A 13,233-nucleotide genomic window follows, 5' to 3' on the forward strand; every position below is an offset into this window, starting at 1 on the left:
CGGAGGGAGCATGGGCAAGAAGACCCTGACCAACGCACACTGTCTGCTGGAGCTGGTCGAGCGCGTGCCGGCATCAGTCCTCAAGCTGTTCGCCGGCCTGCCCGAGTGCCTGGGACTGCAGCGCGGGTTTGATTGGACGCAGCCCGACGAGGGGCTGAGCGCTGCCCTCATCGAGCACATCAAGCACCTGCGCAAGGAGCAGCGCGATCCGGCCGAGCGCGAAGCTTTGCGGGTGCTGCGCCTGAGCACCGTGCGCGGGGCCGCCATCCTCGCCACCGTCGCCGAGCAGCTCTACGACGAGGACCTGCTCGCACGGTTTCGTGCGCAAGAAGGCGGCGAGGTCGGTCGCGCGGTGTGGATGCGAACGCACAGCGAGGCCTCGATCAAGCTCTTCGACACTGCCGAGTCCATCGTCAACACCCAGGACCTGAAGGGGCTCAAACGCCTGCACGACGCGTTCGACGTGCCTGGCGAGGCGCCGCCCTTCCTGTGGAACGATGCGGTCAAGGACCGGCTGGAAGCGCAACTCACCGAGGCGATGCGGCTGGCCGAGCCCTGCGAGGTCATCCACGTGGCCATGGAGGAGCCGAACCGGCAAGGCCAGACCCAGGCGACACACTACCTCGTGGTGCGTTTCGCCGGCGATCAGGTGGCCGCGGTGGAGATGCGCAACCGCCAGCGCAAGAGCTTCTTCTACTTCCCGGCGCGCGACGCCACCCTCATCTACGCGCCTCATCGTGGGCTCGTCGAAGTCTTTGCCCCGACGCTGGGCACCCGTGCGCCGCTGGCCAACGTGCTGTCCCGTCACGGCTTCAAAGCCCCCTTGTCGAACCGTCCGCTGGACCGCTCGCGCTACGACCTGTCGCGCTTTGCGCGGCCACTGAAGGACACCAAGCCGCGCATCGACGGGGGTCGCATCGAGCGGCTGTATCTGACCGAAGCCAAGGCTTTGCTTGGGCATGCCACGGACGCCGTCACGCTGCACATCGACAGCGGCGCAGAACTGCACGAGGTGATCGACGAGCGCTGGGGCAACCACCCCTTCGCGCAGCCTGGTGCCTTGCTCGGTGTGACCCTGGTGGCCGAACTGGTGTTCGAGGGGGAGACGGCGGCCACCCCGCTGGCCATCGTGCTGGCCGAGCCCGGTCGCTGCAGCCTGGCTGGCGAGAAAGACCAACGCCTGCGCCGCGCCGGGATGCAACTGCTCGAGGCCCTGGGGGTGCGCAAACCGCTGCACCCGGGCTGCGGGCGGGACGATCCGAGCCTGATCGCGCAGGTGGCCCGGCTTCTGGAGAGCGCCAGCAGCCCGATGGACGGCTTCGCACTGCATAAGCTCGGCATCGACATCGAGCGGCTGCAGGACGAAGGCATCCTCATCGAAGGCGAGCGCATCGCCGAGCTGTCGGTCCCCGTCGACGAAGGCGAGCCGATGAAGGTGGTGCTCGAACGCTGCGCCGATGCCGACACCGTGCGCTACCGCGATCCTCTGACGGGCAACGACGTGGTCATGCCGGCCCGTCTCGCCCGGCGCTGGAAGGTGCAGCTGGACTGGTTGCGCGAGGAATTGATCACGGCGCTGGGATCGGCCTTGAAAGGACCCCGCAGTCGGCACTTCGACGACGAGCCGGTGTTCCTTGGCGAGATCGACATCGACGGCCATGCCGTGGCGCTGTACTTCGCCTCCAGGATGTCCCACGAGCGCGCGTACGCGAAAGTCGACGCTGCGCTGAGGCTTCGTCCGCGCCCGGTGGCGGGCGTGGTGTTGACGACGACCTCGACGCCGCTGCCATTCGCCGGCACCAATGTCGTCATTCCCATCGAGGATGTGCTCGCCGATGCGGGCAACGGCAGCGCCATCGACCTGGACCGGCTGAAGGTGGCCTATCGCCACGGGCAACTGGCGGCCATGGGCGGGTCGACGGTGACGCTCAAGGTCGCCCCCGATGGTCACGCGGCGACGCTGTACCTTCCGGGCAAGGCGCCGTGGCGGGTCACGGGCAAAGCAAGGATCGCCGTCTTGCAGCGGCTGGTGGAGGCCTGGGCCGCAGGAACGCCCCACGTCAACACGAAGGCGCTGATGGCCGGCACGGGCTGCACGTCTCCGGCCAACCTCTTCACCGGCAAGCACTCGCCCTGGCGCGACTATCTCGAAAGGGTCCCAGGCACGCGGGCGTGGCAGCTGACGCTGACCCCACTCGATCGAGTGATCGTCGATGACAGCGACACGCGCAGCGCTGCGATCGAAGCAGTCACCGAAGACGTCTGACCGCCGTTGAGGCGTCAGCGCGCCGCGCCGATTGATCGGCGTTGCGATCCGCTTCGGAAATCTGCGCACATCATCCCTGGCGGTTTCGATTCCCTGGAGCCGTCATGAGAAACCTCGAACTTGCATCTCCGGCAGAGATGAGCGCCAGCGCCCGTGCTGGCGAAATCACCACCATCCTTGCGGCCGCCATCGTCCGTACCCTCGGGTCTTCCGGGCTGGAACAGAGCGCGGTTCGCCTTGGCTTCTTGCCCGACCAGCGCGTTCATACAACCCCCTCTCAACAGGAGAAGTTGTGATGAACGAGAAACAAGCTTCCGTCGCGGCGCGGATCGCCGAGCTGAGTCACCTGCCGATGGCCGAACTCTGGGTGCTCTGGGATCGGTACTTCGAGCGGCGCCCGGAGTTTCCGAACCGCACCCATGTCGAATCCCGTATCGCCTACAAGCTGCAGGAAGAAGCCTTCGGCGGACTCGCACCCGAAACGCGCCAGCGCCTTGAGGCCATCGGCGCGAAGCACTCCAAGATCAAACTGCGCGCGCGCCCGCGTAAGTTCGACTTCGCACCGGGCACCGTGCTGCTACGCGAATGGGGCGAGCGCGAGCACCGGGTGACGGTTGACGCCGATGGTCACTTCGAATACGAAGGCCGCCGCTTCAAGAGCCTGACCGCCGTGGCGCGGCACATCACCGGCCAGCATTGGAGCGGCCCGCTGTTCTTCGGCCTGAAGGGAGGCGCCTGATGACGGAAATCGCCTCCACCAAGGCGCGCAAGCGCTGTGCGGTCTACTGCCGGGTGTCGTCGGACGAGCGGCTCGACCAGGAGTTCAACTCCATCGATGCGCAAAAGGAAGCCGGGCACGCCTTCATCGCCAGCCAGCGCGCCGAGGGATGGATTGCGGTGGCCGACGACTACGACGACCCCGGCTACTCCGGCGGCAACACCGAGCGCCCGGCCTTGAAGCGCCTGATGGCCGATATCCAGCGCGGGCTGATCGACATCGTGGTGGTCTACAAGATCGACCGCCTGACGAGGAGCCTGGCCGACTTCTCCAAGATGGTCGAGGTGTTCGAGCGCCACGGCGTGTCCTTCGTCTCGGTCACGCAGCAGTTCAACACCACGACCTCGATGGGGCGGCTCACGCTCAACATCCTGCTGTCCTTCGCCCAGTTCGAGCGCGAGGTCACGGGCGAGCGCATCCGCGACAAGATCGCCGCGGCCAAGAAGAAGGGGCTGTGGATGGGCGGTCTGCCGCCCCTGGGCTACGACGTGCACGACCGCCAACTCGTGGTCAACCCGGCCGAGGCGGCGGTGGTGCGCCGCATCTTCGAAGAAATGCTCACCATCGGCTCACCCACGCAGATCGCCGCGCGACTGACGGTCGACGGCATCACCACCAAGGCCTGGACGACCCAGGACGGCCGGGTGCGCACCGGCGCACGCATCGACAAGAAGTACCTTCACCACGTGCTGCGCAACCGCATCTACCTCGGCGAGATCTCCAACCGCGGCCAGTGGTACCCCGGCGTGCACGAGCCGATCATCAAGCGCGAGCTGTGGGACCAGGTCCACGCCGTGCTGGCCCGCGACAGCCACGCGCGCGGGGTGGAGACCAAGATCCGCTCGCGCAACGACGCGCTGCTGCGGGGGCTGCTGTACGCGCCGACGGGCGAACGCATGTACCCCACGTACTCGCGCAAGAACGGCCGCAAGTACCAGTACTACGTCTCCAAGTCCGAGAGCCGCTTCGGCGCGCCGGGCAAGAGCTACGAGCGCCTGCCCGCCCGCGAGATCGAGGCGGCGGTCGTGGCCCAGATCCGCACCGTGCTGACCAGCCCCGAATCCATCGCCGCCGTCGTGCGTCACATCCAACGCCAGGGCGCACCGATCGACGAGGCCACGGTCGTGATGGCGATGGGGCGCCTCAACGACGTGTGGGATCAGCTCTTCCCGGTTGAGCAGCACCGCATCGCCAACCTGATGATCGAGCGCATCGATCTCGTCCACACCGACGAGATGCAGGGCATCCGGGTGAAGTGGCGCGAACTGGGCTGGGACGCCTTGATCGGCGAGTTCGCGCCCAGGAGCATCGGCGCCGAGCTGCTGGAGGTCGAGGCATGAAGGACGGGACGCTCGAGACCTTCGTGCCGCTGACCCTGCGGCGGCGCGGCGTGCGCCGGCTGGTTCAGCACCAGGCCGAGGACCGGGACGCGCACGACAGCACGCTCATCGAAGGGATGGCACGGGCCTTCCACTGGCAACGGCTGCTGGACAGCGGCGCGATGCCCAGCGGCTCGGCCATCGCGCGTGCCGAAGGGCTGCACCACTCGGTGGTCAACGAGCTGCTGCGCCTGACGCTGCTCGCGCCCGACATCGTCGAGATGCTGATGGCCGGGCGGCAGCCACGCCGGATGAGCCTGATCTGGTTCCAGCGCCACCCGCTGCCGGTGGACTGGGCGGCCCAGCGCGAGATCGTGCGGCGCTTCGAGGAGAAAGCGTGAGCACGAAGCACCGGGGACGCATCGAGGGAGCGCCGGTCACCCAGAAACTGCCGACGCCGGCGGGCGGCGTGAAACTGGAAACCTTCGTGCCTTGGCGGCTGGTGCAGCGCGGCATCCGGCGCGCGGTGATCGCGCCGCCCGGCGCACCGAAAGGTGTGGAGGTTCACTCGACGTGGGCCGGCCCGGCGCGCACCGAGGCCAAGGACACGGCGTTGATACGCGCGCTCGGGCTGGCGCACCACTGGCAACGGCTGCTCCATGAGGGGCGGGTGGCGTCGGCGGCCGAGATCGCCCAGGCCGAAGGGCTGGATGTATCCAAAGTGCATCGCCTGATGCGGCTGACGCTGCTCGCGCCCGAGGTGATCGAGCGGCTGGTCGGATCGCCCGACCTCGCCGTCGAGAAGGTGCTGGGCCGCCCTTGGCCTTACGGCTGGCGCGAGCAGGTGCGGTTGCTTGACTGAGGCGATCTTGAACCAGTCGGCGGGACGAACATCCCAATCGAGTTTGCCCAGCAGCAGTGCGTACTTCTTGCCTGTTTAGCAAGGGCAGCGAGCATTGCGAGAAAGCCCAGTCATCGCTACACCGCAACCGCGTCGCCAGCCTCATCTGCAACCGAACTGCCGGCAACTGCACTCGGCATCGACCACACGCGACTCTCGACAACCGACGGTATGCGCTCCAGAGCCCCAAGCGGCTCGATGCCCATTGCATGTAGCCGTGCCTTGAGTTCGGCTAGCACCTCGTCCTTACGCAGCGACCACGTCGACGCAAAGCACCGCCAAAAGACCCAGCCAGCGCGCTCGAGTATGCGCTGGCGCTGCATGTCTGCCGGCCAGCGGTCCGGCCCGTGGAACTCGTCGCCGTCACATTCGATAGCAAGGCGCGTGTCGTTCGCTCCCTCCACCACCATGTCGATGCGGTAGGCACCAACCTTGACCTGAGGCGTGACGCGATAGCCGAGATCGACGAGCGACGAATACACGTCGCGCTCGAAACCAGACTCACACAGGTCGACGAGGCTCCTTTCCTCCTCGCCGCCCTCCAGCGGCATGGTGAAGTGTTCGACGAGCGTGCGCCGGACGTCCGTCATCGACAGCTCACCGAGCTTGACTGAGCGTACGAGGTACATTCGGTCGCGGGCACGGCTGGCGGCGACGTTGAATCGCTGCTCGAAGATTTGTCCGGAGAGCGCGTGATGGCGGGTGGCGTCGGCCACCATGCTCAGGAACATGATGTCGCGCTCGCTGCCCTGGAACACGTAGGCGTCGCCGCAGGCGAACTTTCGGCGCTCGAGTTCGGCCAGGTCCACCCGGCTGACCACCAAGTTGTGGATGAACTTGGCCTGCTCAGGCCCCAAGAGCGACACGACCCCGATCGTGCGATTGCGCAGCTTGGGGTTACGCAGGATGGCCTCGATCTCAGCTGCGATGAACTCGGCCTCCATCCGGTTGACGTCCCGGTTGTCCCGCACCCCATGCTCAATGAATACGTCCACGAGCGGTGGGTCGATGCGCTCAGAGGCCTTGGGCACGCGAAGGGGTCGAATCTGGTTCTTGTAGAAGGTCTTGTTGCTGTAGGCGATGATGGGCTGCACGCAACGGAAGTGCTCCGCGAGCATCACGCGCTCGGCCGCAAAGACGGTGGACGCGATGTCGTACAGCGACTTCTCGGGAGTCAGGTCCCGCCCGTAAGGTTGGTCAGAGAGGAAGCGCTCTCGGAGCACTGCGATCTTGGCTGCCGAGATGAAGCCACCGCTCGGTGATACTTGCTTATCGTCGCCCACCACCAGGATCTTCTTGCCACGTAGCACTGCTGGCAATGCCCAGAGGTCGGACTGGCTGGCTTCGTCCACGATGACCAGGTCAAAGACACCGAGCTGGGCCGGCATGCTCTCGGAGACCTTGGCATGACTCATGATCCAGCAGGGAATGGCGCCTTGAGCGTCGAGCATCGCCTTTTGTGCGTCGCGTCGATAGCGGGTGGCGTTGGGCCCGGTGCCTTGGCCGATCCTCCGGATGGCCACACGGTAGCTCTCCAGGGCCGATAGCACCCTGGCTGATGCCTGGGCCTTTGTCTCAAGCCACGCCGACTTGGCCACCAACTGCTCGTACTGCTGAGCGAGCACTCTCTCGAGGTCGCGGCGGCGTTGTGCGAGCGTCAGGAGTTCATCGCGGGCTTCGATGGTTGCGAGGTGGTTCTTGATGCGCGCCCAGTTCCAGGCATCGCGCCATGAGACAGGCAACACCTCGTCGTCGCCGGTGGGCGGGAGTACTTGAGAACGCAGGCGGGCTGCCCACTTCATCGCCCCGGCGCGCTCGATGCGCGCGCACAGGTCGTTGACGGTTGCCAGGCTCGACGACAGCGACTCGACGCGCTTGATCTCACCGATGATCTCCGCATACTGCGCCACGATGCGCTCGGTGGCGACTTCGGGATTGCCGAGCTGCGAGTCGATGAACGCGCGCAGCCGCTCGACCACCGGCCCCGAAGTGCCGGCGAGCTTCTCCTGGAGAATGGCGAGCTGCGCGGCGGCAGTCGCGAGCTCGGCGCGCGTGAGGTGGCGGCGTAGCTGTTCGCGCACCGTCTGCAGTTGAGACGAGCCGCCAAGGAGTTCGTTCTTCGGCGGCTCGCGAAACACCTTCTCGGCCATGCGAGGCAGATTGGCGTCGTGGGCGATCGCCAGTTCGTGCGCCAGTTTAGCCGCGAGCGCAATCCGCTCGGTCGAGCGCAGCGCCTCTACGTCAGCCTTGACCTCAGGCACCGAGAGTTCCTGCGCGAACTGATTCCATCGCACGGAGAACGACAGTACCCTCTCGTGCAATCGCACATAGCGATGCACATGTACCCAATCCTCGACTGCTTGGGGCGGTAGTCCGGACACGCGGATGGCACCCACCTGTTCCTTCGCATCACCGTTGCCAAAGCTCATCAACCCGAAGGGCTTGCCCGTCTCGCGCGCCCGCTCGATGGCTTGGACGACCTTCGGGTTGCCCAATGCTTCGGCGGGCAACGCCACAGGCCGCTGCAGGAATGCCGCGCGAGCCTGCACCAGTTCGTCGACCTCGGCCAGCAGTGCCTTCAGCGCCTCCTGTTCGCTGGCGAAGTCCGGGCGTCGGCACTTGGTTCGCAGATCGAAGACCCAGGGGCTCTCCAATTCTTCCAGGTGGTGCACGATCTTGAGCACCTGGTCGACTGCCGCGAGCATGCGGCGGGCTTCATCGAGCACCTCGGGCGTCAAGGCACGCAGCGCCAGCAATTCGCCGTCTGCCTCAGCACCATCGATTTCGCGAATACCCACGAGAGCGTCGTGCAGCTTGGCCACCTCTTCGGTAGGCAAGAGCCCGAAGCTCGAGGGCAGCCGTGAAGAGACGTAGATGAGGTCGGTTCCCAGTCGGCGGCGGGCATCTCTGAGCGTCTGTGCCTCGGCGTCGCTCAGGGGCGGGACGTGCTCCGGCAATAGCGTCAGATCGTCGTCGAACCAGTCGTGCTGTTGTTGGCCGCAGACGACCAGCTCGGCCATCTTCTGCGCGCGCATCTGCACGCCATCGACCTCGATGCCCGCCAACTGCTGAACGGCAATCTGGTCAACGCGCTTGTCGATACGGGCGATCTCGGCGTGTGCGGCGTCGATCAGCTGCTTGCAGCGCTCAATCTCGTCTTGTATGGCGCGTGTGTTGAGCTGCGACAGGTTGTGGATGATGGCCTCGATGGAGGACTGGAACTGCCGCATCCCTTCCTTGTCGCCTGAAAGCAGCGCCACTGTCAGTGGCCGCACGTCCTCCGGGATCTTCTCCTGCAGCACGGACAACGCATGCTCGCCCTTGGAGGTCACCAGCACCTTGCGCCCAGTGGCGAGGTAGTGACAGATGATGTTGGCGATCGTGTGCGTTTTGCCGGTGCCTGGCGGCCCTTGGACGCAGACGCCAGGAGCGCGCTCGAGCATCTCGACGATGGTCTCCTGCTCTTGGTTATAGGGCAGCGGGAAGTAGAGTTCGCGCGGCTCACCCTTGGCCCTGCTGCCGCTGCACAGGCCTCGAAACGAGATGGCTTCGTACTTGACGACCTCATCAGAGGGCGGCGTCACGAGGCAAGCAGGGCCGGCAGGTATCGCATCGCCTGCTTGCAGGCGTGCCTTCAAACGACGGATGTCCTCGACCAGGAAATTGGCCGAACGCGGACGAACGAACAACACCCATCCGGCCGTGACGAGCAGTTGGTCGGACGGAGTGGGCAGTCCCTGATGGGCTGGGTCGTAGCGCCCTGCCTTGTCGAGGCTTCCGGCGGCGAGCTTCAAGATGGGCTCGAAGCTGCCGATGTCGAACGGCGTGAGCGTGCGTTCCGAGTCGCTCTCCAGGAGCACCTTGGCCTGCTTCTCGACTTCGGCCGCTCCCATGACTTGACAGGCGTCAAAGGCGTCGAACTCCAGGCGCGGGGCCACGGCCCGGGGGCGCACCGAAATCGTGTGCGTCTGGGGGTCGAGGTCAATCTCGACGACTTGTGTCAGCAGCGGGTACTGGTAGTCGACGCTGACGCCCTTGCCGTTTCCGTCCTCCGTGCGCGTGCCGGTGAACTTCCAGGCCGACACGCCCATGCCCCAAACCAGTTCCGATGGGTTGGAGGTCTCCTCGGCTTCGAGCCGACCCTTGAGCATGAAGAGATCGCCATAGAGTGCGATGGTGCGGCGCCGGGGTTTCTCCCCTTCGGCCCAGGCCTGCCAAAGCGGTATGTAGTCCGTCAAGGCTCTCGTGACGCGCTCGCGGCGATGCTTGTCGCGAGTGGCCGCGACCTCCTCACTCATCGAGCGTCTGTCGGCTGCGAATCGATGTTGCAGCGCCTGCTCGTTGAGGGTCGGCACGGGCCCGCTCGGATCGTCGGAATAGGTGATATAGGGCCGCGCCTCCTCGTCAGGAGCAGGTGGCGAGGTGGACGCGAGGCGCGCAACCTGCAGCCAGATGTGGTCGCCTTCGACCTTGCGATCAAGGTCGACGCCGGGCAGCCCGGCCAGGTCTTTTGGGAAGCGCCTGAAGTCGGAGGCGCCTGTGAGAACGTAGGCCCTGGGGTCGATCTCCTTGCCCTGCTCGACGATGTAATCGAGCAGGCGTGTAAGCAAACCGTGTTGCGGGGTCGTCGGCATCAGTCTTCCCTGGGCTGTTCTTCTTTGACGGCAGCGGGCACGGCTATGTGGTGGCGCTTGACGTACTCGAGGATGGCGACCTCGAACACGTTGGCCAACGAGCGGCGCTCGGCCTCGGCGGCGGCCACCCATGCACGCCTGACTTCAGGCGTGAGTTTGATGGTCGCGACTTCGGTCTTGCGTCTGACTCGCGGCATCGCTTTGGTCCCATTCGGTGTTGCAAAAGTATTGCCCTGAAGACGTGCGTTCGTCAATGACGGGAAGAGTTGGGGAAGAAACTCTCGAGGCCGAGTTCGAGCGTCTTGATCTCGTGTTGCACGCGCTGCAGAAAGCGCAGGTTTTGCGCCAAGTCGCGGGCCGTGCGGGCGCGCCTCTCGGCGAGCCACTTGAGCGCGGAAGGGGTCTTTTTCACGTCGGGCTCACCCACTTACTTCGGTCGCCGTTGCAAGGCAGTCTCCGACCGCAACCCGGGGTCTCTAAGTCCTTGTCAGGCAAGGAGGTGGCCTTCGGTTCCTACCACGGGCCGCAGAGAAAAACCGAGAACAGAGAGGCCCTGTCGGGGCGGGAACGGCGCTCGGACGGCGTGCGCGTCCGCAAGGCGCCGCCCGGAAACCGCGCCAATACTGGCGTTGCGGGCAGAAAAAAGGCCAACCGAGATCGGTTGGCCTTGGGGTGTTGGTGGAGGTGGGGGGAGTTGAACCCCCGTCCGAAGGCACTCCATGCCCGGCCCTACATGCTTAGCTCACCGTTGGTTCTCGGCCTGCGGCAACACGGTGTGCGAAGCACGCCGCAGGACACACCCGCTTGGTCTCGCCGGCGGTTGGCGGGTCGCCGCCACCGGCCATTCCGTGATAGTGACCCTACATCCACGAGCACGGACACAAGTGGGTTCGGGGCCAGGCCTTAGGCGGCCAGAGCGTAGACGTCGTCGTTGGCGTCTGATGGTTTGCCGCTGGATTTACGAGGAAAGCAGCCCCCTCGGCATGCGCCAGGTCATTTCGCAACCCCCGTCGAAGCCAGGACACCCCCGGATGAGACGGTCGTCGTGATGACTGACCCCGGCAGTATGGGGACGCACCGCCCGCGGCACAAGCCCGCGGCCGGCCGGTGTTCAGGCGCTCAGGCGTCCTTGTTGCGTGCGCGCAGGGCGCGCTGCTTCTCGCGCTGCCAGTCACGGTCGCGGCTGGCCTCGCGCTTGTCGTGCTCGCGCTTGCCCTTGGCCAGGGCCAGTTCCAGCTTCACCTTGTTCCGCTTCCAGTAAAGGGCGACGGGTACCAGGGTGTAGCCATCGCGTTCGATCCGCCCCACCAGCCGGTCGATCTCGTGCCGGTGCAGCAGCAGCTTGCGGGTGCGGCGGTCGTCGGCCAGCACATGGCTGCTGGCCTGTACCAGCGGGGTGATCTGGGCGCCGAACAGGAACAGTTCGCCGTCCTTCACCAGGGCGTAGGCATCGCCGATGTTGGCCCGGCCGGCGCGGATCGCCTTGAGCTCCCAGCCCTGCAGGGCGAGCCCGGCCTCGTAGCGGTCGCCCAGCGTGTATTCGTGGCGCGCACGCTTGTTGAGGGCGATGGTGCCGCCCGCGGATTCGGTATCCTTCGCTTTCTTTTTTCCCGCCATAGCCCGTCATTGTCGCACGGGCAGCCCCGGACGATGACCCGCATCCAGCGCCACGCCCTCGTGATGCATTCGGCGAGCCGCATGTTCCACCTGGTGAACGAGGTGGAGCACTACCCGCGGCATTTCGCCTGGTGCGAGGGGGCCGAGGTGCTGAAGCGCGATGCCGGAGGCATGGTGGCGCGGCTGCACCTGAAGCTGGCGGGGCTGCGCACCAGCTTCACCACCCGCAACCGCTGGGTGGAGCCGGTACGCCTCGATCTCGAACTCGTGGATGGCCCGTTCCGCCGCCTCGAGGGGCACTGGGCCTTCCATGCGCTCGACGAGGAGGCCTGCAAGGTGTCGCTCGATCTCGGTTTCGACGTGGCCGGAGCCCTGGTGGGCAATGCCCTTGCCATCGGCTTTCAGGGGCTGGCCGACAGGCTGGTCGACGACTTCTGCCGCATTGCGCGGGCCGAGGACCGGGCGCGCCCGTGACGGCGCTTGCCGGGATCGAGGTGGTCTATGCCGAGGCCGGGCGGGCCTGGCGGCAGGCATTGTGGCTGGAGGGAACCCCCACGGTGGCAGACGCGCTTGCGGCCCTGCGCCGGGCCTGCCCGGGCTGGCCCGCTGCGGCGCTGGCGCCGGCGGCCTGCGCGGTGTATGGCCGTCCGGTCCTGCCGGAGACGCCATTGCGTCATGGCGACCGGCTGGAGCTGCTGCGCCCCCTGCCCACCGACCCGAAACGGGCACGCCGCGAGCGGGCGGCAGCAACGAAAACGCCCCGCTGAAGGGCGGGGCGTCGAGCGCTGGCAGACAGGACTTGGTAGAGCAGGGCGGTCTTCAGCGGCCGCGGCGCTTGTCCTTGTCCCGGGCGAGGTTGGGGCCGAAGCGCTGCACCTGCTCGCGGGCGATGGCGCTGTCGGCCTCGGGGAAGAACTCGCCCTCCCAGCGCACCAGCTGGTCACCCTCGAAGTGCACGGTGAAGACCTTGACCTCGGGCTTGCCATGTCCGCGCTGCTCGCTGGAGACGTAGTCCCAGCGGTTCTGGCGGAAGGGGTCGGCCACCGAGGGCGAGCCGAGCAGCAGGAATACCTGGCGCTTGCTCATGCCGGCCTCGAGCTGCGCCACGTTGCGTTCCTCGAGCAGGTTGCCCTGGAAGACCGGCTGCCGGTACAGGCACCCGGTGAGCAGGACCGGAGCGGCGATGGCCAGGGCGAGCAGGAGTCGGCGCATGGGAACTCGTTGGGCAGGGAATCCCGCGATGATACACTCGAAGCCATCGCCTGCCGCGGCTGCGGCGGCGCCGTTCAGGAGCGCGCGAGGAATGCCGATGGAATCCCAGGACCTGCGCAAGGCCGGCCTCAAGGTCACCATCCCGCGCATGCGGATCCTCTCGATCCTGGAGCGCCAGCCGGCGGCCAAGCACATGACCGCCGAGGACATCTACCGCGTCCTTCTCGAGCAGGGCGACGACATCGGCCTTGCCACCGTGTACCGCGTGCTCACCCAGTTCGAGGCCGCAGGTCTGGTGCTGAAGCACCACTTCGAGGGCGGCCAGGCGGTGTACGAACTGAACCAGGGCGGCCACCACGACCACATGGTCGATCTCGACAGCGGCAAGGTGGTGGAGTTCCACAGCCCGGAGATCGAGGCCCTGCAGCAGGCCATCGCCGCCAAGCACGGCTACGAGATCGAGGACCACTCGCTGGTGCTGTACGTCCGTAAGAAGCGGAAATAGG

At 66.3% G+C, this 13,233-nt stretch carries 14 protein-coding genes and 1 other RNA gene; 9 read left to right on the forward strand and 6 right to left on the reverse strand.

Annotated features, from left to right (window positions below):
* Positions 1–10: 10 nt before the first annotated feature.
* The 6 genes from G408_RS0100325 to G408_RS0100350 all read left to right on the forward strand — a co-directional run bounded on the left by G408_RS0100325 (position 11) and on the right by G408_RS0100350 (position 5,225).
* Positions 11–2,266, forward strand: coding sequence for a hypothetical protein (locus tag G408_RS0100325; protein WP_028769465.1), 2,256 nt, complete (start codon positions 11–13; stop codon positions 2,264–2,266).
* Positions 2,267–2,370: 104 nt separating this feature from the next.
* Entirely contained in the window at positions 2,371–2,562 is a 192-nt protein-coding gene (locus tag G408_RS0100330; protein WP_024890398.1) for a hypothetical protein, read from the forward strand.
* Positions 2,562–3,005 (forward strand): DUF2924 domain-containing protein, encoded by a 444-nt coding sequence (locus G408_RS0100335; protein ID WP_019562251.1) that lies wholly within the window; start codon positions 2,562–2,564, stop codon positions 3,003–3,005. The genes G408_RS0100330 and G408_RS0100335 overlap by 1 nt, the downstream gene beginning before the upstream one ends.
* Entirely contained in the window at positions 3,005–4,384 is a 1,380-nt protein-coding gene (locus G408_RS0100340) for a recombinase family protein (RefSeq protein ID WP_028769466.1), read from the forward strand. The genes G408_RS0100335 and G408_RS0100340 overlap by 1 nt, the downstream gene beginning before the upstream one ends.
* Entirely contained in the window at positions 4,381–4,764 is a 384-nt protein-coding gene (locus G408_RS0100345) for a hypothetical protein (protein WP_004869841.1), read from the forward strand. The genes G408_RS0100340 and G408_RS0100345 overlap by 4 nt, the downstream gene beginning before the upstream one ends.
* Complete coding sequence (locus tag G408_RS0100350; protein ID WP_028769467.1) at positions 4,761–5,225, forward strand: hypothetical protein; 465 nt, start codon at positions 4,761–4,763, stop codon at positions 5,223–5,225. The genes G408_RS0100345 and G408_RS0100350 overlap by 4 nt, the downstream gene beginning before the upstream one ends.
* Before the next feature lie 116 nt (positions 5,226–5,341).
* Here the strand turns inward: G408_RS0100350 and G408_RS0100355 are convergent, their stop codons facing one another.
* The 5 genes from G408_RS0100355 to smpB all read right to left on the reverse strand — a co-directional run bounded on the left by G408_RS0100355 (position 5,342) and on the right by smpB (position 11,515).
* Positions 5,342–9,898: an AAA domain-containing protein gene (locus G408_RS0100355; protein ID WP_028769468.1), complete on the reverse strand. Its 4,557-nt coding sequence runs from the start codon at positions 9,896–9,898 to the stop codon at positions 5,342–5,344.
* On the reverse strand, positions 9,898–10,095 hold the full coding sequence (locus tag G408_RS12390) for a hypothetical protein (RefSeq protein WP_037411672.1): 198 nt from the start codon (positions 10,093–10,095) through the stop codon (positions 9,898–9,900). The genes G408_RS0100355 and G408_RS12390 overlap by 1 nt, the downstream gene beginning before the upstream one ends.
* A gap of 53 nt (positions 10,096–10,148) precedes the next feature.
* On the reverse strand, positions 10,149–10,325 hold the full coding sequence (locus G408_RS15200) for a hypothetical protein (protein WP_169719194.1): 177 nt from the start codon (positions 10,323–10,325) through the stop codon (positions 10,149–10,151).
* Between the two features lie 249 nt (positions 10,326–10,574).
* Positions 10,575–10,927, reverse strand: a transfer-messenger RNA (tmRNA) gene (ssrA, locus tag G408_RS14970).
* Positions 10,928–11,017: 90 nt separating this feature from the next.
* Positions 11,018–11,515, reverse strand: coding sequence for an SsrA-binding protein SmpB (smpB, locus tag G408_RS0100370; RefSeq protein ID WP_028769469.1), 498 nt, complete (start codon positions 11,513–11,515; stop codon positions 11,018–11,020).
* A 33-nt stretch (positions 11,516–11,548) separates the two neighbouring features.
* On the opposite strand from smpB, the gene G408_RS0100375 reads away from it, so the two are divergent.
* Both G408_RS0100375 and G408_RS14975 read left to right on the forward strand, forming a co-directional pair.
* A complete protein-coding gene (locus G408_RS0100375; RefSeq protein ID WP_028769470.1) occupies positions 11,549–11,989 on the forward strand; it encodes a type II toxin-antitoxin system RatA family toxin in 441 nt (146 codons plus the stop codon).
* Positions 11,986–12,282, forward strand: coding sequence for an RnfH family protein (locus tag G408_RS14975; protein ID WP_245584236.1), 297 nt, complete (start codon positions 11,986–11,988; stop codon positions 12,280–12,282). The genes G408_RS0100375 and G408_RS14975 overlap by 4 nt, the downstream gene beginning before the upstream one ends.
* Positions 12,283–12,334: 52 nt before the next feature.
* On the opposite strand, the gene G408_RS0100380 is transcribed toward G408_RS14975, so the two are convergent.
* Complete coding sequence (locus tag G408_RS0100380; protein WP_028769471.1) at positions 12,335–12,727, reverse strand: outer membrane protein assembly factor BamE; 393 nt, start codon at positions 12,725–12,727, stop codon at positions 12,335–12,337.
* A 97-nt stretch (positions 12,728–12,824) separates the two neighbouring features.
* Between G408_RS0100380 and fur the strand changes: the two genes are divergently transcribed.
* The gene (gene fur, locus G408_RS0100385; protein ID WP_028769472.1) at positions 12,825–13,232 is read left to right on the forward strand and encodes a ferric iron uptake transcriptional regulator; all 408 of its coding nucleotides are present in this window, start codon (positions 12,825–12,827) and stop codon (positions 13,230–13,232) included.
* Position 13,233: the final 1 nt, after the last annotated feature.

Source organism: Silanimonas lenta DSM 16282, assembly GCF_000429065.1.
Taxonomy (GTDB): Bacteria; Pseudomonadota; Gammaproteobacteria; order Xanthomonadales; family Xanthomonadaceae; genus Silanimonas; species Silanimonas lenta.